The sequence below is a fragment of the Enterococcus sp. UD-01 genome (genome assembly GCF_044909655.1).
GTDB lineage: Bacteria > Bacillota > Bacilli > Lactobacillales > Enterococcaceae > Enterococcus_L.
Map to the genome: position 1 here is coordinate 86,193 of NZ_JBIYEU010000012.1, position 19,817 is coordinate 106,009.

The 19,817-nt window shown below is 38.4% G+C and carries 17 protein-coding genes; 4 read left to right on the plus strand and 13 right to left on the minus strand.

All coding sequences use genetic code 11. From position 1 onward, the window contains the following. Positions 1 to 6: 6 nt before the first annotated feature. From lanM to ABH902_RS10985, 3 genes are all read right to left on the minus strand, one after another. Complete coding sequence (gene lanM, locus ABH902_RS10975; RefSeq protein ID WP_404590761.1) at positions 7 to 3,120, minus strand: type 2 lanthipeptide synthetase LanM; 3,114 nt, start codon at positions 3,118 to 3,120, stop codon at positions 7 to 9. Between the two features lie 122 nt (positions 3,121 to 3,242). After that, positions 3,243 to 3,431: a serine-rich class II lanthipeptide gene (locus ABH902_RS10980; protein WP_404590762.1), complete on the minus strand. Its 189-nt coding sequence runs from the start codon at positions 3,429 to 3,431 to the stop codon at positions 3,243 to 3,245. 110 nt (positions 3,432 to 3,541) lie between these two features. Beyond that, the gene (locus ABH902_RS10985) at positions 3,542 to 6,022 is read right to left on the minus strand and encodes a SpaA isopeptide-forming pilin-related protein (protein WP_404590763.1); all 2,481 of its coding nucleotides are present in this window, start codon (positions 6,020 to 6,022) and stop codon (positions 3,542 to 3,544) included. Positions 6,023 to 6,257: 235 nt separating this feature from the next. On the opposite strand from ABH902_RS10985, the gene ABH902_RS10990 reads away from it, so the two are divergent. Next, entirely contained in the window at positions 6,258 to 7,130 is an 873-nt protein-coding gene (locus ABH902_RS10990; protein WP_404590764.1) for a helix-turn-helix domain-containing protein, read from the plus strand. A 29-nt stretch (positions 7,131 to 7,159) separates the two neighbouring features. Here ABH902_RS10990 and ABH902_RS10995 read toward each other — a convergent pair whose 3' ends face one another. From ABH902_RS10995 to ABH902_RS11020, 6 genes are all read right to left on the minus strand, one after another. After that, positions 7,160 to 9,436, minus strand: coding sequence for a vWA domain-containing protein (locus tag ABH902_RS10995; RefSeq protein WP_404590765.1), 2,277 nt, complete (start codon positions 9,434 to 9,436; stop codon positions 7,160 to 7,162). Then, on the minus strand, positions 9,437 to 10,087 hold the full coding sequence (locus ABH902_RS11000) for a hypothetical protein (RefSeq protein ID WP_404590777.1): 651 nt from the start codon (positions 10,085 to 10,087) through the stop codon (positions 9,437 to 9,439). It lies immediately after the preceding gene. A 23-nt stretch (positions 10,088 to 10,110) separates the two neighbouring features. Then, on the minus strand, positions 10,111 to 10,962 hold the full coding sequence (locus tag ABH902_RS11005) for a BsaA family SipW-dependent biofilm matrix protein (RefSeq protein ID WP_404590766.1): 852 nt from the start codon (positions 10,960 to 10,962) through the stop codon (positions 10,111 to 10,113). A 38-nt stretch (positions 10,963 to 11,000) separates the two neighbouring features. Continuing rightward, on the minus strand, positions 11,001 to 11,756 hold the full coding sequence (locus ABH902_RS11010; RefSeq protein ID WP_404590767.1) for a hypothetical protein: 756 nt from the start codon (positions 11,754 to 11,756) through the stop codon (positions 11,001 to 11,003). Between the two features lie 31 nt (positions 11,757 to 11,787). After that, positions 11,788 to 12,840 (minus strand): BsaA family SipW-dependent biofilm matrix protein, encoded by a 1,053-nt coding sequence (locus tag ABH902_RS11015; RefSeq protein WP_404590768.1) that lies wholly within the window; start codon positions 12,838 to 12,840, stop codon positions 11,788 to 11,790. Between the two features lie 65 nt (positions 12,841 to 12,905). Next, positions 12,906 to 13,643, minus strand: a complete 738-nt coding sequence (locus ABH902_RS11020; RefSeq protein ID WP_404590769.1) for a signal peptidase I — start codon at positions 13,641 to 13,643, stop codon at positions 12,906 to 12,908. A gap of 446 nt (positions 13,644 to 14,089) precedes the next feature. Here ABH902_RS11020 and ABH902_RS11025 point away from each other — a divergent pair, with 446 nt between their 5' ends. Further along, positions 14,090 to 14,653: a recombinase family protein gene (locus ABH902_RS11025; protein WP_404590770.1), complete on the plus strand. Its 564-nt coding sequence runs from the start codon at positions 14,090 to 14,092 to the stop codon at positions 14,651 to 14,653. A gap of 116 nt (positions 14,654 to 14,769) precedes the next feature. Here the strand turns inward: ABH902_RS11025 and ABH902_RS11030 are convergent, their stop codons facing one another. The 3 genes from ABH902_RS11030 to ABH902_RS11040 form a co-directional block, all read right to left on the minus strand. After that, positions 14,770 to 15,084: a DMT family transporter gene (locus ABH902_RS11030; protein ID WP_404590771.1), complete on the minus strand. Its 315-nt coding sequence runs from the start codon at positions 15,082 to 15,084 to the stop codon at positions 14,770 to 14,772. After that, complete coding sequence (locus ABH902_RS11035) at positions 15,081 to 15,410, minus strand: DMT family transporter (RefSeq protein WP_404590772.1); 330 nt, start codon at positions 15,408 to 15,410, stop codon at positions 15,081 to 15,083. The genes ABH902_RS11030 and ABH902_RS11035 overlap by 4 nt, the downstream gene beginning before the upstream one ends. Before the next feature lie 744 nt (positions 15,411 to 16,154). Continuing rightward, positions 16,155 to 17,483 (minus strand): aminopeptidase C, encoded by a 1,329-nt coding sequence (locus tag ABH902_RS11040; protein WP_404590773.1) that lies wholly within the window; start codon positions 17,481 to 17,483, stop codon positions 16,155 to 16,157. Between the two features lie 140 nt (positions 17,484 to 17,623). Here ABH902_RS11040 and ABH902_RS11045 point away from each other — a divergent pair, with 140 nt between their 5' ends. Further along, complete coding sequence (locus tag ABH902_RS11045) at positions 17,624 to 17,998, plus strand: GntR family transcriptional regulator (RefSeq protein WP_404590778.1); 375 nt, start codon at positions 17,624 to 17,626, stop codon at positions 17,996 to 17,998. A gap of 14 nt (positions 17,999 to 18,012) precedes the next feature. After that, entirely contained in the window at positions 18,013 to 19,395 is a 1,383-nt protein-coding gene (locus ABH902_RS11050; RefSeq protein ID WP_404590774.1) for a hypothetical protein, read from the plus strand. Between the two features lie 122 nt (positions 19,396 to 19,517). Here the strand turns inward: ABH902_RS11050 and ABH902_RS11055 are convergent. Then, positions 19,518 to 19,817 (minus strand): KDGP aldolase (locus tag ABH902_RS11055; protein WP_404590775.1); only part of this gene is annotated, 300 nt, incomplete at its 5' end.

Below are 19,817 nucleotides of genomic sequence, written 5' to 3' on the forward strand. Positions count from 1 at the left end.
TCCCCCTTACTTCTCCGGCAGCGTTAAGGTTAAGACATCTGCTGTTTTTTCTGGAATGGCCATTCGTAAGATTTGATGACCAATTCCTGCCAAGCCTGTAAACAAGCCATATTTTGGCATTGTCGGCAAGCCTTCAAACGTGTATTTACCTGCTCTAATTTTAGCTGCTACGTTTTCGATTTTTTGGTGAATTTGTTCTTTTTGCTCATCTGTCGCTAAGCCGGATAGTTGATAATCCATCAAAAAGGCTAAATCGCCGAAATTCCCGTGGCACAAGCAATCGTCCCGTTTTTCCTGATGCAGTAATCGTTCTGCTGCAATTTGGATTTCCGTTGCCAAACGCTCATCATCAAAGCCGCTCGTATACAAGTCTAAATAGGCTAAGCCGATTCCGGTGGCTCCGTAACACCACAAATCATTCAGCTGGGGCGGAATTGGGCGTAAATCTAGCCAGCCATTTTGAAGCGGATCAAAGGTCGTACGCTCTTTCACCAAACATGCTTTAATCAGTTGTTCTATTTCCCCATCGGGTTGCAGCTTTAAAAGACTGTTGGCTGCGTAAATGATACCTGCATAGCCGTGAGCAAAACCACCTTGTTTAATTTCAGCTAAATCAATCGTTAAAAGAACCTGTCTAGCAAAAGCCAAATAACGCTCTTGCTTGGTTTCTTCATATAAATGGACAAAGCCCTTCACAATCGAAGCAATGCCGCCCGTCCAGTCATAGCCAGTAATTGTGGCCGAATCAAAGCTGGCCATGTATTTTTCTGCGATCGATTCAGCAGCGGCCAGTAATTTTAAATTATGGTTGTTGCGGTAACTGTACAATAGCGGATAAACAGCGGCAAAGGAACCATAAAAGGCAGAAATACTGTCCACATAATCCTCCTCCAGCTTCAAGACCAACGCTTCAGCCAATTCATAGGCTTCTTTAAAGCGCGGCTGATCTAAGACATGATACAATTCACTAAAATATAAATACATTCCGGCAATCCCGTCATAAAAATTCTCGTTCATAACATTTACGACGTAATTATCCGGAGAACTTTCTTCAATATCCTTCCAAGCGATCGACTCTTCTCCTAAAAAGGCAGCATCAAGAACTGCTGCTCCAATCGCATAAGCGCCTTGTTCAAAAACTGTTCTTCCTACCGCCTGCTGCAAAGGTATACTTTTTTCTTGCAGATCCATTGAATGATAGACCCCGAATGAGGTCTTTAAATAATCAAGCTGCTCCTGTTCTTCATGTGGAGAATAATTCCGCAAGCGGTCAATTTCTAAATCAATCGCTCTATCTGGATACATCCCCGTAATCACTTCTCCCTGACTGGCAACCAAATCACGACTGCTGGTTGGGTTAAAGAAGATCGGTACATCATGCTGCAGCATGTCTCTGACCTCATAAGGAACTGGACGTGAATCAGAATAGCCGTGCATCCATAAATTTTCAAATAGTTTCTCACGTTCAATGTAATCCACCATACAGCTTGGATGAGTGGAATAATCCAGCAAATCGCCATAGCTTTGGGTGGTTTTAATCACATTTCTAACAAAACAATCTGAAAAAATTTCCTCAGCCAGATCAGCCAATTGCTGCTGATGAGCCAAAGCAAACGCAGAGAATTCTTTAAAACCTTGAATAATCGTGTCAATATAAGGCACAAAATCGACTTTTTCGCCATTCAACAAAGGAATATTTTCAGCAGCATCCGTGATGTGTTCTTGATACATAAACTGCATGTTGACTGAGTCAAAATTGACCAGCTTTAAGATTTTGTACGGCAGCTTTTGTTCGCCACCACTTAAAGCGCTCAGTTGAATGCCCTTAGAAGCGCCCTCCACATCATCTTCGGCCCGCTCTTCAAATAAGTAAATCGGCACCAGCCCACTCATCACGACTGATTCTCCGTTTGACTGCATAACCTTCACCAGTGCATTTTGGCTATCTGGCATAGGAAAATGATTTTGAATAATCGTTTCTAAATCAATTAATACAGGATACTTGCCGTATGCCAACACATTTTCCAAATGAAAATCATTGCCGTTAAGCAAATAAACTAAAGCAATTGTTTGACCAAACTGACGATAAAAAGCTGCAACCTCTGCTTCTGTTTCACAGGCTGAATAATGCAGACGCTCTTCGAATGCATAAGCTTTTTTCACAATTTTTGTCGTTAGATAAAAGTCAAAGGCTGAATCCAGCTTTTTGACTTCTTTTACAAAGCGATCGAAGCGTTCGCTGATGGCCAAATCCTTTGGTTTATAGACTAATTCCTGCTGTTTGTTCATTGTTAGAATCGCGACCGATTTACCGCGATCGTGAGAATCTCCTGCACCCATTTTCAAACTGGTTAAAGTTAGCGGCTGTTCAATGCCGAAAACTTCTGTCAGCTCTTCTTTACTTTCACATAAAGCACGAAGCAGCTCTGTAAAATTCGTTAGCTGAAAAGCGATCGTTTCTGCAAACAGACGAGTCAGCACGGGATATTGATAGAAAAAGGCACTGACCTTTTCTTTTGTGTCAAAGCGTGCTTGCAGATATTTCGTAAACGCGACCTTTTCATCCAAGTCAACCGACAAATCCAGCGCTTCTTTTTCCACATGCAAATCATAGACAAATGTCCGCAGTCCAATATCCATAAAGCGGTTAATAACCTCGCCCACATAATCCTGCAGTGCCTGCTCCGTCACGATTATTTCCGGAAAATCTTTTATTATTTGTTTTAATTCATTTTCAAAATAATCAATATGCAGGCGCAGAGCATACGTAAAATTGGCTTTATTTGGCTCGAAAACATCGGTAACTAAACGGTCCTCCTGAGCAAAAATTTCTTGGGTCATCTGGAACCAGTCTTCTTGTTCAAGGACAGTTAAAATATAGGCTTGTTCTTGCTCATCCAGCTCTTTAATCGCAAAATCAAACGCAGCTTCACTTAAGCCAAGCGCGTGCAGAATTTCTGCAAACCGTTCGTCTGTTACCGTTGTTGGTCGCTGCCGCCACTTTTGATAATTTTTCAGCTCCGCAGCAGAATAGTTCAGCTGATTTTGTTGATAATATTTCGTTAAAATGTCATAGCGTTGACGTATTGAGGTAGCTTTTGCTAAATTCTTAAGACTCATAAGCAGTCTCCTTAAACTCATTTATTTATGTAAACTCTTTTTGCTTTACTTTATCTAAAAACAATTGCTAGACAAGCTGCTTTTTAAGAAGCAGCTCATCTAGCAATTTAGGTTATTTTAAATTACCATCCGCAGCATCTTGAAGAGCAGCAGCTGTAGCTACATCTTGAAGAATAGCAACTTCTTGATGATGATGAAGAAGAGGATGATGAAGACCAGCTCCAACCAAAACTTCCTTGTACTTTGTTCATTTCTTCTGGTGTTAGTTCTTCAAAAGATTTTCCCACTTTTTTCTCAGCTTGTTTGTTCATTTGTGTTTTCCCCCATTCTAATTTTTTCAAATAACAACCTGTGCACAGTTATTATTAATCTATTTAAACTGACATAAATCAGTTTAAAACAACGTCATTTTTTAGTTACATTAGATAGATAAGCGTACAATTGTGAATTTATTCGCTTCAATCTTGAATGTGCATGAACTTTCCGGCAGGCTTCTTGGTGTAAGGCCTCTTTCTTCTGCAACAACTGGTGTAATTTCATATTCACCCGGTGCTAAGTAAACACTAATCTGACCAAATGAATTCGTTGCTACTGTCGTTTCGTAGCTTGAACCTTTTTTACATTTAATCTTGTACTCAAGACCGTTGAGTTGTTGTGTTCTGCCACTTGGTGATGATACGTAGACAAGCGCACGTCCTTGCTGCTGTTTCGGTTCATTGTAAAAGACAGCTTCTGCAATTGTTCCGACCGCTATCGTCGTTGTTTGTGTCGCACCATCAAGTTTATAACCATCGGGCGCTTTGATTTCAGTAATTTCAACTTCGCCTACTGGCAGATTTGATAAGAAAATTTCACCGTTAATATCGGTTGTGCCTTTGTGAAGATTCCCGGCAGCATCCCTGATCTCAAATTCCGCACCAGGCAAGACAGTATCTGTTTCAAAGCCGTCTATATCTTTTGCATATTTCGTAATTTTTAAGCTGCCAAGATTTTCTTTTTTCTGATTGGCATGTCTGATTTCCGCTACTTTTCCGGCTTCCACCGTCACTTCATAAAACGTAGTGTCTTCTTCATATCCAGGCGGAGCTTCAACTTCTACTACGTAATAATTCCCTGGCTCTAAATCCTCCAGTAAAATTTCGCCGTTGGCATCGGTAGTGTAGGTTCCCACCAATTGCGTATCTTTGTCATAAACTTCAAAAATAGCTCCCGGAAGATAAACCGTTGGATTTGAATCTTTAACATATTTAACAATTTTCAATGTACCAGTTTCTGGTACTACTATTTTTTTATTAACAATTTCAATCGTTGCTTTGCCGTTTGGTGAATCCTTTGCAATCGTTACATATTGCGGGGTAGCATCCAGCTCATAGCCTGCCGGTGCTTTTGTTTCAATTAATTTATACGTACCAAATGGTAAGTTGCTTAATGAAGCAACTCCGTTGGCATCCGTTGTTATTTTGTCAATTAACTGATCGTTGTTGTCATAAACCTCAAACTCTGCTCCTGCTAAGCGAGTACCAGCTTCATCTTTTTTAATTACTTCAAGATCGCCAGTAGTCACTTCCGGTTTATTCTTTACCGTAATACTGACTTTACCGTTTGGATCTGTTTTTGAAACAGTAACGGCATGTGGTGTTGCATCTAATTCATAGCCTGCTGGTGCTTTCGTTTCGACTAATTTATACGTACCGAATGGTAAGTTACTTAACGAAGCAACTCCGTTAGCATCCGTTGTCACTTTGCCCACCAGCTGATTATTTGCATCAAAGACATCAAACTCTGCGCCTGCCAAACGCTTGCCGCTTTCATCAGTTTTAATTACTTCAAGATCACCGGTCGTTACTTCTTTTTTGTTCGTTACCGTAATGCTCGCTACACCGTTTGGATTATCTTTGGAAACCGTCACGTATTGTGGTGTTTGATCCAGTACGTAGCCATTTGGTGCTTTGGTTTCAACTAATTTGTACGTGCCATATGGTAAATTATTTAGCGTAGCAATTCCTTGTGCATTTGTCGTAATAGTACCAACAAGTTTGTTATTGGCGTCAAACACTTGGAAGGTTGCTCCAGCAAGCACTTTTCCTGCTTCATCTTTTTTCACGACTTGAAGATTACCGACTAATTTTTTATTTTGAATCGTAATAACTGCGGTTTTCGTAGTTGAAAGAATTGTTACATATTTTGGCGTTGTATCCAGCTTGTAACCATCCGGTGCTTTTTCTTCAACCAGCTTATATGTACCTAAAGGTAAATTGCTCAATGTCGCGGTTCCATCAGCGCCTGTCGTAATTTTCCCGACTAGTTCATTATTTGAATTGTACACATTAAAAACTGCGCCTGCTAATACTTCATTATTTTCATTTTTCTTAATTACTTGTAATGAGCCTTTTTCAGTTGATTCCTTATCATTACACTTGGTTAAACAAATTTTTTGTCCGCATCTTAAAAGACTAAAGAACATAGAGCTTGATTCTAAACGATAGCCTTGTGGTGCTTTGGTCTCTTTGATAGTATAAAAACCTAATTTCAATGAATTCGTTTGGGCAATTCCAGAAGAATTGGATTCTATAACCTGCACTTGCTGTCCCCAAATATTGTAAATAGTAAACTGCGCGCCAGCTAACCGAGCCTTTGTTTTGGAATCATATTTGATTACCTGAACAGTTCCTGTATTAGAATAGCCGAAAAAACTAGGTGTAGCTTTTCTGGGCGCCAGAGCTTGCTCTGGCACTTTTGCTAGATCTTGATTAATTTGCGCAGTGTCCTGCTCTGATCCTATCGCCCAACTATTAGTCGATACTGCTTGTGCTTCGATTGCTTTTCCATTAAACGCACCTAACGTCAAAATGAAAAAAACAAAACCCATTAATAAATAACTTACTTTTTGCTTCATTTTCATCGTATGTTTTCTCCCCCAGCAAACAATTTTTTCAAGTCTGATTTTTCAGCCTAAATTAGAAAATAATAAACCAAATAAATAAAGTGGTCATGTTCATCAACTCCTTTAAATCTAAAAAAATTAGAAATTTTTGTAGTTTTTAAATAGTTATTTAATAATTTTGTCTATAATAACATGTAGGTTGTATATTTCCTCAATAGGTAAAGTATTTTATACCAAGAAAAGGAGAATTATTTTGAATAACTACGGAACTTTATTAAAAAAAATTAGATTGGAAAAAGGCTTAAGCCAAAAGGACGTTTATTCGGGAATAATGACACGGCAAACCTACTATCTGATTGAAACCAACGTCAGTATGCCTTCCTTCGATAAGTTCTTATTGATCCTAGAAAAACTCTTTCTATCAGTAAAAGAATTTTTGTATTTGCTTGATCCTGAAGCCTTTCCGGAAGAAAGCCATCTCTATTATCAAATGAGTCAAGCTGTATTCAAAAAAGATGAACAGTGTCTGAAATTTCTCGTACAATCGGCTGAACAGTTCTATAAAACCACCAACAACCAAAAATATTTTCATTTGTATTTGATTGCTCAAGCTATGCTTTTGATCAATTTCAAAACAGAAGGAATAAAAACAAACCACTCCTTAAAACGCTTAATGCGCCCTATAAAAAACTACTTAATTGGCGTCGATACATGGTATTTGTATGAACTGAAATTATTGAATAATGCTTTGTACTGCTTCAATTTGGCTGAGGCCATTTCTTTAAGCAACCTCGTTACTCAAAAAGTCGGTGCACTCAGTCAAACAGAAGCTTTTCAAGATGCTAAATTAAGAATTTATTTAAATCTTTCTTCACTTTGTCTAAGCTATAAGGATTACACTCACACAATGCATTTTTCAAAATTGGCGAAACAAAATGCACTAATGGACTACCGTCTTTTCGAAACGCTTATTGCTGATCTTAATTATGCAATTGCTCATTCAGCCGTGACCTCCAAGCAGCAAACAGCCAAAATCAAAAAGTACTTAGAAATCTTAGACTATTTGGATTACGACAAAATCGTTGAAGAGTACCAGAATATATTGAAAACTAACGGAATTAATTAATTATTATTTGTTTTTTTATTCGAAAATCACTATTGTCCGAACTGATTAATCTTATAGGACCAGCTATATGGTCTAGGTGATTTTTCTTGCTCATTATTTGTATCGGTTCCTAATTCAGGCGTTATAAACATGGTCAGCCAATACTCATTATTTAGTTGATAATCGAGTACCGCCTCATTTGTTTTTATCAGTTGACTAGAATTGCTGGATAAATGAGTGGTGTTTAGCTCTTTATCTGTTGAGGTCAATATATAACCTAAAAATGTATAATATTCAGGAATCAAATCTGTAATTTTCAGCTGTGCCTGATCTCTTTTAATCGTCAGTTCATATTTAGTAAACAGGTCTTGAGAAACTTCCGGCGCAGTATCTTTGATGGTACTGCCGGAAATAAAAGGTCTCGTTTGTGCCTGTCCCGAGATAAACGATGTATAATAACCTTTTGACGGAATAACTAGGTCTTCATTTGGACGAATAACGCTTTGACGTATATTTAAATATACTTTTTTCACTTCTGGTATTTTTGTATTCGTAACTAAAATTTGTTGGTGCTGATAGGCCTTCTTTGAATCAAAAGTGAATATTGCTTTTGATTCTGCCGTTATCTGTCCATTGATTTCGATTTTGGTTTCATATTTTTCTGGATCAGCCAATAACTCTTCTACGGTATATTCCTGATCTGCCTTGAACGGATGAACCACTTTCCTTTCTTCAGTTGCATAAAGTGTAAATGAATCATTAGCTGTATAAGCATCGTTTCCATATTTGAAGCGGAATTGTTCTGATTTATCCGTAATTTCTGTGCCATTCTCTGCAAGCAGCTTTTTCTTAAGCGTTACAATAATCGGCTCAACCTTCGGCACATCGAATTCTGCCCGTTTGACTGCATCATTAAAATCTTTATAAACAATCGTTGTTCTCCCATTGGTTGCGGCTAGCCCATCTTTGTCAATAACATTAGCCGCCAAGACTTCATTCGTAGCATTAACCCGATAAGTCATTTCAGCATACATCACATCTTCATCAGGATCATTGGAAACAGGCGTTTGTAGTGCTCCTACCACCCAATTAATCGTATCTGTTCCGGCAGTATTTTTGATAGTTGTACTCCCTTGACTAGGAGTTACTTCACCTTCCAAAGAAAATCCGGTACCCATTGGATCAACAACAGTGGCCGATTTAATCGCTCCGATAATCTCTCCGGCAATCCCACTCAAAATATCCTCCAAATTATCTGCAGTCGCTGCGAAACATTTATCTTCTGAAGAGGCAATTTCTTTCAAGGTTTGATTTCCAGTCACTATTTCATCATCTTGTGAAACTGAATCGAGGTCTACTCCTATTGTATACAGATCTGTTACCAGCTTATCTCCGGAAGCCAGCTTCTCATCTTTCGTTATGTTAGCTTCTGCAATTGCACTGTTTGCATGATTCATCATTAAACGATTCGTTGAACCGGTTGGCATTTGTTCATAATCAGGAGGAAAAGCACCAAGTCGATATCGTGCCCCGTTTCCGACTGATTTACTATAGTTAAAATAGCCTTTCGGAATTGTTTTCACGGTTTCATAATAGTTATAATTTGCATTACCGCTAGGATAATCAAAACGCTGCATTTCCCTTAACTGGTTATAAGGCTCTGTCGGCGGATAGCTGTAGGTTGGAACGCCATCAGAAATTAAGACAATATTTCTTTTTTCAGCCGTTGCTTTTGTCATGACTTCTGTAGCGGTCTTAATCGCCCCTTGCGTAAAAGTCCCGCTATTATCGATATAATTCAGTTCTTTGATTTTATTGGTTAAGAGATCTTTGTGCGTATAGTCAACAAATTGACCACTCCAGCCACTTTCATTGAACGTATATTTGGTTACATTTGTACTAAACGTTACTAAGGCGATCCGATTCACGTAATCCTTTTTTAATACCATATTCACAAATTTTTCAGCCGCTAGTTTTGCTTTTACCATCCGATCGTTATCTTTCATACTTCCTGAAATATCAACGATTAAAACAATATCCGTCGGTGGCGGTGGAAATTGATTGCGTCCTTCAACGCGTAATGTAATATCCCATTGATTCACCATACCAGCAACTGGTTCTGCCGTTTTGCTCAATTTGATTTGTCCCGGCTGCAAATTTGTCGCCTTAGCTGCTTTTACAGGCGCATTGGTATAAAAAAAGGAGGAGCGCACGAAAAATACTGATCCGATTAGACAAACTGCCAGTATTATAAGGCGTAATAATTTCAATTGTTTCGTTTGAATGTGCACATCATTACCTTCTTTCATTTCATCAAAATTTTGCATTTATTCACCAAGCGTCTGATCTTTCAATAAATCATCAATTGTCGCTAACGGTGCGTTCGCCGGGCGCTGACCATTCCACCAAGCATCCCGATACGCAAACGGTGAGATGCCGATTCCTTCTGCTTTTAACTCGAATGTTAAATTCGCTCCTGCATATTCTGGTGTGATATTGGCAGCATTCATTCGTACCTTCGTAAATAGATTATTGGTTGTTTCATTTTTATTCAGTTTTCTTTTATAGTAGAAATAACCGTCTGCTCCATCCAGCCAATCCGTTAGATTGTAATCAATCGTCAACACTGGAGCGGCACCGGTAGTCGTTGCCGGCAGTAAAAGAGCCGAGCCGCTGCTTTGCTTTTTAGTAAGCATAGGCAGTGCCAAAACACGGACAAAGATCGCTTGTTCACCTGTATTTTTTACGGCTGCTTTTTTCACATAATCCGTGTCCGGCTCAAAGACTGCCGGCGGGTTAAATTCCTCTACAATTTCCGCTTCTACGTTGCCGACTCTAAAGTCATTTTGTTTTTGATCCTTGTCCATCAAGGCAGCATGCGTGTGATACAACCCAAAGGACAGCATTACCAGCGTAACTATTGAGCTGAGGTACAGACATAGCTGTTTTGTTGATAGAACCTTATTTTTTCGTTTCATTTTTTTCAAACTAGCTACCTCCTTTAATCAATCAGCCGTCCAGAATATAACTCATAGGCCGGACTTGGTGATTGAATATTCCAGCTGCTTAATAAGACATTTGTAGCATCATGCGCATCCATTACCGGCTCTAATTTATACAATGCCCCTTTAAATTTATTTGGTGCATCTAAACGTAAATGCACACTTTGAAGCAGTGGTTCCGTCATTTCATTCGGCTGAAGCAGCTCTGAATAATAAAAATAACCGTCCTGATACAACCAGTAGTTCTTTGTGCTACTTGCTGGTTTTGTCGTGTAAATATTGGCTGGAAAGTTTAGCGACAGCCAGTGTAAGGCGGTTTTCTCCCGCTGACTGTCCTGCCATTTATAGCTGTCCGCTGTATCTTTGGGCATGACTGCTTGTTTTGCGATATAATAGTTATTTTTATAGTGATAAGTTCCGCCAGCTTTGGCCGCTGCTGTCCATGTTTGTACATTGGCTTGATTGACGGTCGGCTGAACTGCATTGGTTGATACAGCTAAATTGCCGTTGCCGGTCTGATCGGTAACATCCACTTGAAACAACAGTAAATATTCATAAAGCTTCAAACGAATAAAAGCAGGAACATCTCCTGTATTTTTTACTTGAACGACTTTTTTTACTTTCGTCCCGAACGACCATTCGAAATTCGGTTCAAAATCTTCCACAATTTCAGCGGATAATCGAGTACCGACAAAATGATTTGTTCGATCATCTTCTGAAACAAACCATGCATATGTACTTCCTAGAACCATCAAACCAGAAAAAAGAAATGCCGAAGCAGCGATCATCAGCTTACCGTTTACTTTGCGTTTTTTTCTGTGAAATTTGGTTTTTTGCTTGCTTTTTTTCACCTAACATTTCCCCCTATTATTTGATCGTTCTAAGAAATTCAATGTGAACTATTTGTTTTTTTGCCAACTTTATATTTTAAAATCAGCAAAACAATTAAAATTAAAAACATTCCTATACAGCTAAACAACAACGCTTCCCGCCATTGCTCACCTGTTTTTGGTAAACTGAGACGATCCATTATTTTTGATAGAAGAGGCATATCATCCGAGTCATCCGGCTGTTTCGTATTGGGCAAGGTCGTTTTTACAGCCTTAAACTGCCAAACATTCTCAACTATATTTTTGGTAAAGAAATCTCGATTGGTATACGTTTTTCCGTCCAATTCAAAAGCAGCTTCCAGCATTCGGCTGTCTCCACTTTTAAAGATTCCCAAATCTAAAGGAGCCGCTGTGTTTTGCAAATTTCTTGTGCCACTGACTCCTGATAAGGGACCTTTGTATATCTCCCGGCCTTCATAAATTAAGGTCATCTGGATTGCTTCAGATAAATCTAAACTGCCTTTAATTAAGGTAGGTTTACTGACAGTCATAGTTAACTGATAAGGAATATCTTTTTCGATATTAATGATGGTAATTTTTGTTGACCATTTTTTCCCGGGAGCGACATCTCTGACATCAATCAGATAGCTGCCGTCACTTTTTACCTTGATACCTTGATCATCGCCCACTATCATACCGGGAGGAAGAAGCACTTCTGCCTTAGCTTCAAGAGGTTTAGAAACAAGGCTTAGACCACCAAGGATCAATAGTCCTATCCATATTCCTTTTACTAACTTCCTGTAGCGACTCTTCATTCTTCTTCCTCCTCAATTGATAGTTCAGCTATTATTTAGCAGGTACTAATGCTTTTAGCGCTGTTGCTAATGCATCATTATTGCCTGCTGGCAACCATTCGTCTACAGCATCTTTGTATGCTGAAATTCCTTGGCCTTTTACTTTCAAGTCATAAATTAATTTACTGTATTCATTTCCTGCAGAACCTAATAGTTTTACCGCATCCATTAATTGTGCTGTATTTACACCCGGTGCTACCACACTTGTGTAGTAGAAGTAGCCGTCTTTTGCGTTAAAGTACCATTTGCCTGCAACTGTTGGATCAGTTGTAATATTGTTAAATGAAATTTGAATATTTCCAGAGCCTGTCGCTGCTGGTGCATTCCAGATCGTTGTTCCGTCTGCTACAAACGTAGGTGCATGCACTGGAGCTGCTGTCCAGTCTTTTTCGAGTGGTGCATTGTACTCTAAATCAACATAGCTTAGTTTCGGTGCGCCAGATTTGATGGTGATCTTACCAGAAGCATCGCGGTTAAAGCCATCGATTCCGCTAGCATGGTAAAGTACGCCGCCTTTTTCTAACACATAACGATACGTATAGCTTGTTACTCCAGCTACTGTTTCAGCTTTTTCTTTGACTTTTAATGTATAAGTTCCTTTAAAGTCTCCAGTTGTTCCACCTACAACGACTGTCGGTACAGTTCCATCAAATTGCGAAGCTGTATACCCAGCCGGTGCATCCGTTCCTGGCAATACATAAACTTGCTGCGCAGTTTTGCCTTCAAGTTCCGTACCAGCTGTTTGTTTTGCTTGATGATCCTTCAATAATTGTAAGGATTCTGACAATGATACCCGAATTAATGTGTCGTATTGTCCGATATTGGCAATCGCCACATCTTTGTTTACTTCTGAACCTGGTTCCCAATCGGTTGGCGGTTCAAAGGTTTCCACTACTTCAATGTCTTTTCCAGTAGCAATTTCACCTTCAAAGTGGTTGGTTTTTTCATCTTCGCTGGTGAACCAGGCGAAGGTTCCAGCTAACAGTGCGACAAGAGCAAAGCTGCCTGCTAGTGCCAATACCTTTTTCTTTTTGTTTTTCTTCATTTCTTAAATTCCTCCCCAATTTTTTTATTATTAACTTTTCAACGAAGTCGCTAAAAAGATAATAGTTATCCTTTGTTTAAAATGTAATATCTGACAACGGTAATAAAGCCAAAGACTGATAATAGGAAAATAATTGCTGTTATGGGATGATCATGAACAAACGTCAAAACCGCTCCTATTTTCGGAATTACAAAAATTTTCTTGCCGACGACTTGTTTGGCATTTACCGGAACATCCTCCGCCAAGTTGGCATCCCCTTGCGTAATGTAATAAGTGCCTTTGGTTTCGCCTAAATGATCCAGCTTCTTTTTGACTCTGTGTGTTAAAAAAGCCTTACTTTCCAAGCTAGGACGAAAGGTGATGATGTCGCCGACCTGTGCTTCGCTGCCTTTTATATTTTTTACGATAATTATGTCTCCTGAATGAAACCCTCCTTTTTGTGTTTTTGGATCTCTGGGTACCATTGAATCAGTCAATACGCCGAAAAAGCGGTAACCTAAAACACTTCGATCGGTGCTTTTACTGGTTGCAAAGAGTACCGAACCGATTACCATGAATAAAATAAAGCTGTAAAAAATTAAATTGAATAAAAAAGTGTATACAGGATTCTTTTTTACTGGCTTCCTGACCTTTTTCTTAGGTGCTTGCGGTGCTGCATCCTTCTGTGCTTTTTTCGCGGGTCGCTTTTTTTTCGCATTAGGAAGTTTTTTAGGTTGATTCGGCTGCCTAATAGTCGCTTGTTTCGATGATGTTGTGCGTTTCTTTTGCTTAGTAGATGTTGGCTTTCTCTTTCTTTCTTCCATGCTATAAATCCTCGCTTTACCCTAAAACACTGAATGCTCCATGCCTTATGATTCATGTATAATCGTTGTTCCAAAAACAGAAGAGAAATCAACTAATCACTGATACAGCCTACATTTCAAGCTTCCAAAAAACTAATGATATTGAGAAAATCAACTAAAACGCAAAAAAGAAATACAGCCTAATGGACAAAGCCCATTAAACCGTATTTCTGGATTGTTTCCTCTTAGAATAAATACTGCCAGTTCGTTTCTATAAAAAACATTAGTTTATTATAGAGGAAATCGAATGTCAATAACATTTCCGATTTTTTCTGTTTTATTTTTTACATTTTGATTTTATTTCTATTTAAATTGAGAAAGGCGTGAACTACTATGAAGTCCTTTACATGAGTTTCTTGTTAGAGCAACAGATCAATCTATCTAAATTAAATTAGGAGTGTTTAGCTATGACAGTCATTGGCTATATGCGCGTAAGCACACAGCAGCAAAAATTTGATTCTCAACAACAAGCATTGGAACGCTACGGTGTTGATTGTATTTACAAAGAACGGGAAAGCGGCCGAAAAACCTCTAGAAGTGAATTGAACAAAGCTCTTAAACGCTTAAAGCCCGGTGATACATTAGTTATTTTCAAATTAGACCGGCTTTCAAGAGGGACGAAGCAACTACTAAGTTTGTTAGAAGAATTTGACCGAAAAAATATTCACTTTGTCAGTATTCAAAATAATATTGACACCTCCACAGCGATGGGTCGCTTCTTTTTTACAATTATGGGTGCCTTTGCGGAAATGGAAGCAGAATTGATTAGAGAACGAGTCATGGCGGGCTTGGAAGCTGCCAGAGAAAACGGCAAACAATTAGGTCGACCGCCGCTTACTAAGGAGGTTCAGGAAGCGTTACAATTGTATACAACCTCAGAATTATCTGTACCGGAAATTGCAAGACGCTGTAACATCTCCGTACCAACAGTCTATAACCATATTAGAAAACAAAAATTACTAAAAAAATAACCCAACACACACACTTGTATAAAAACGAGGGAAACACATATGAACCAAGAACAGCTTATAAAATACATAATAAAAGAGGCAAAAATAGACCTAAGTCGCTATCTTGCCTCGTTGTTTTAACTAATTAATTTTAACCCGATTACTGACAATAAAATAAGCCCTATGCATGCTATTCTACGCCAGTCCTTTGATTCACCATAAATAATCATTCCTAAAATAGCGCCGCCAGCCGCTCCGATTCCGGTCCAAATCGCATAAGCAACACCCATCGGCAAATCTCTCATAGCTAAGGATAAGAAGAGAAAGCTACTGCCGAACGTAACGACTAGCAAACCTAGTGATTGAAAATCTTGTTTTTGATTGTAGCGATTAATAGTCCCTACACCCAGCATTTCAAAAATACCAGCAATAATCAAAAAGAGCCAGCTCATGATTGTTGCGCCTCCTTATCACTAGTTACTAGTTTTAAGCCCATGACACCAATCAGCAAGACAACTATCAGTACAAGTTTACTTATCTTTAATTCTTCTCCAAAAAATAAAATTCCGGTAATTATCGTTCCGGCAGTTCCCAGCCCGACAAATACCGCATATGCTGTTCCTACAGGCAATGTTTTCCCAGCGTGAATCAAGGCATAAAAGCTAATAAAAATAACTATCCCAGTCAACAAATATTCCCACCATGAAGAACTATGTTTGATCCCAATCACCCATAAAACCTCAAAGAACGCGCCAATAATTAATTGAATCCAATTCATATTTTATCTCTCCAATCCTAAAACGGTCTAACCTTTTCTTCAATAAACTGCTGTAATTCAGCTAAATTAGCTGTCAGGTAACTTTTATGAAAACTTCCTTTATTCCTTCTTTGAAACTAAACACCTCCTTAAATCAAAAAAAGTGCTAACCAACAATTCTATCAAAGGCCTAAGAATTGTTAATTAACACTTTCCATCGCTTAATATCCGGCGACATTAAACGAAAAGTTTTGCTATTCGACTATGTAAATTTCCATTTTCGCTGCTGCTACTCCTAAAAAAGAAATAATCTTTTTTTAAGTAATTAAACAAATTTTAATATATATAAGAGGAAAAAGTTTATACAAAATTTCTCAAAAAGCTGTATGTTCATACAAGTGATTTGCACTTATTTTTTAAAAATCCAACAATATAATAAATTTATTATAAAAAGTAATTTATTTCTATTTTCATTAGAAAAATTTAATGGAGCATGATTTTGTAAAACGGTGCAACATATGATACACTGTTCTTATCAAAAAAAGATTCCTAGTGAATCGGTTAACGTTGATGTTACTTACTTTAGGCGGTAGTAATGTCAACGTCTTTCTTTTGTCTTTACAAATTATAACACAGAAAAATCTTTTTGAAAATATACACGTACTTAGAGTATAAAAAAATAACAATTATAAATAAAACGTACATTTTTTATGCTCATTTATTTAGTAATTTTTAAAAATTTCGGTTCTGGTTTACGAAAAATGATTACGCCAAAGCGCCCATTGGGTCCCAAGGTGCTAAAGTCGTTGGTTCTTCTTCCCACACGGCTTGTAATTCAGGAGATAACAGATCTTTGCGAATAACGATTTGATACGTATATTCGTCCATCCAAGCATCACTCATTACAAAGAAGCCTTTGGTACCGACCTTTTCGCCCCAGCTGTTTTCTACCTTCCATTTTGTTGTCTTACCCTCTACAACATCCACACCGGTTAAAACCATCGCATGGGTCATTAAGCTTTCCCCATAATCCAGACGTTCTGCCTTAGTCATCGTAAAATCGATATCAAATAAATCATTCATATCATACGCATCCAGCGCCATAATTCCGCTGTCTCTTGTAGAAGATTGACCTACATCACAGCCGAACCAGACAGATTCACCTTGCTCTAATTGAGCTTGTGCTAATTTTTTAAAGGTCGTCATATCGACATTAATGTATTTAACCTCTTTCCCTCCGACTACATTCCCCAGCATCTCTACTGTATAGGTTTTGTTGTAAGGTTTGTCTTGCGTTGGTGCATTAATGATGCTTACATATTCATCCAAATCAACACCAACATATTTGTCGTAAAAGGTTTGAGGTGTGAGCTGTTGATCAATATGATAGTTTTGCTGTTCATCGCGATATTCAAAATCAAAAGTTGCCGGCGGTGTTCCTAAGGAAATCGCTAAAAAGTTATACACTTCCTCCAGCATTTTGGCTTTTGCCTCTTGCACTTGTTCTCCTGTTTTACCTGCTTCAATTAAGTTACGCAAAATAGTTGCATCTTTTCTTAATTTCTTATTCAAGTAGTTATTTAAATCACGAGAATTTGAACTGTTGCTACTTTCAGGCATGGCGCTTTTCGGAACGATGCCGTATTTTTGGAAAATAGAAACGATCATGTCCCACTGGCCGCCGTCTTGCTGCGGTGTCGCTAATAAAAAGGCAACTTTGCGGCTATCTAGCGGCTGATCTGCTGTATTAATGATATTCTCATAAAAATAATTGGCTTTTTCATATTTATCCCAAAAAAACGTATAATTTTGAGAAAGCTCAAACTCTTTTAATTGAAAATTTTGGATCATTTTGTGTCTAAACGTATTCAAGGCTGCAAACATCCAGCAGCGTCCGCTTTGTTTTTGATTCGCTACTTTTCCTGTAGCCAAGTCCACTGAAAAAACAGGTACATTATTTCCTTCAGCGCTCGGATTTTGTGCAGAAGCACTTATACCGTTTTTGACTACACCACGCTGTAGTGCTTGCTGCTTATTATTTTCTATAAACTTGTCATGAAACTGTTGGGTCATTTTTGGTTCAATTATTGACATCTTTCTTCATCCTTTCAATGCTACCAATGGTTTTTATTATATGCCTGTCTTTGCAAACCTACAACCCCCTGAATAAATTATTGCTTTTTTGTATCCTTTGTATTAATATATATAATACAAAAGAGAATAGAGGTGAAATGATGCTATTAACCATTGATATGGAAAGCGAAACTCCTATTTATCAGCAAATTAGCGAGCAACTAATTATTGGGATAGCCAAACAAGAGGTGCGCTCCGGAGAGCTGTTGCCTTCTGTCAGACAATTAGCAGATGAAATTGGGGTCAACATGATGACCGTTTCCAAAGCCTATACCTTTTTAAAAAATGCTGGATATATTGTCACAGATCGTAGAAATGGCACAAAGGTTGCCGAAAAACAAGCGTTGGATCATTCGTTTTCTCAACGTTTTTCAACCTCCTTGGAACTGCTTCTGGCAGAAGCCGCTATTCATCAGCTGTCTAAAGAGGCTATTCATCAAGAAGTTGAGGCTATTTATCAAAAATTTGAACAATAAAGGATGCGAAAAAAATGAATGTGATGTTTTATTTGATATTGGTTATCGTCATCGTTATTCTAGCACTTTCTGGTCGAGTGCCAGCGAATCCCCATAAAAACATTATTTTAGAAACAACGCTGCCGCAGGATAAATTGACTGATCCGCAGGTTCTTGCTGTCAGTAGGAAATATAAAAAACGATTATGGCAGGGTGCCGTTATTTTTGCCTTTGTCTCTTTGCCGATACTTATTATTCCTTATGATTCTTTAGTATTGATTTATTTTTTAATTGATTTACTTTTGTTTATCGGTTCATTTTTCTATTTGGAGGTCGTTTATATTCGCAAAATGACGGCAGTCAAGGTCAACAATCATTGGCTGGTACCAACTAGTCCGGTGGTGGTCGATACAAAATTAATCGCCGCTAAAAATCAAAAAATGCTGTCTGTTTGGTGGTTTTTGCCTAGTGTTGTGATTGGGACAGCTGGGTTTATTTTCTCACTGCAGTCTGATTTAGGACAAGGTCGTTGGCTTTTAGGTCTTATTTCTTTGGTTATTATTGCTATGTTTTTATCCTTTTATTATTTTATCGCTCGCCAGCCGGTTAAGCCTTTGACAAGCGATGAAAAAATCAATCGATCCGTCAACGATATTATGCGCCATCACTGGTCAGTATTAACGATCGTTTCAGCACTGGTTTTAAGTCCTTTAGCATTTATTCCCGGAATTTCACCGGCGATGCCATATGAACAAACCCTTGCTGTTGCTGCTGGCTATGGCCTTGTGATTCTTGTTTATGTTATCTTTATTTTCTATTATTTGTTTGCCTCACGTAAAAAACAAGATCAGCTGATCGCACAAGCAGCAGAATATTGCTATCATGATGAAGATCAATACTGGAAATACAGCGTGTATATCAATCCTAATGATCTGCGAATTATGATTCCCGATCGAATTGGTATGAATTTATCTGTCAATCTCGGTCGTCCAGCAGGCAAATGGATCATGAGCTTAATAGGAGTCATTACGGCGCTTATTTTAGTAGCATCGAGCGTGCCTTTATTGATCAGTGATTTTTCAGCAAATCCGTTCGAGCTGACGACAAGTCAAACAGGCGTTTCCCTTTCTGCTCCTTTAGCCCGTACAAGAAAAATTGACTGGCAGCAGATTGAAGCGATTGATTTAGTGGACACTCTGCCTAAAAAACAAATCCGGGTCTATGGAACAGCGACGGAGCGTTACCTGACAGGAGAATTTCAACTCGATAACCAACCGGCTTATTTGCTTGTTTATAAGAATCATCAACCTATTTTAAAAATAACTACCAAAGATAAAATTTATTATTATACAAATAAAGATAGTCAACTAACGCGACACTATTTTACTAAGCTACAAAAGAAACTGAAAGCTGAATGACAAAGGTTAAGTCACCAGTCTTTTACTCCAATTGCCGAAAAATCTGACTTTTGACTATCATAAAAAGGCTGGAGCAGAAGGGAAAAACTCTTCTGCTCCAGCCTTTATCGTTGCTTAGCTGTTTATTTTTTCAACGTATTTTTCATCATTTCAAGCAAAGCTTTCACTGCTTCTGGTTTGGTATCACCAGTTTCTTTGTCGATGATTGAACTGTAAACATGGGGAATAATTTTCTTCACGCCGGCATCTACTGCGATCCGCACGATTTCTTCAAAATTGTCTAAATCAATCCCGCCCGTTGGTTCTAAATAGAAATCATACTTGGCACAGGCTTCGGCTACTGCCTTGTATTCTTCAATGTGAGCTAAGCCCTTCATTGGGAAATACTTGATGGAGCTGCCGCCCATGTCTTGTAATAATTT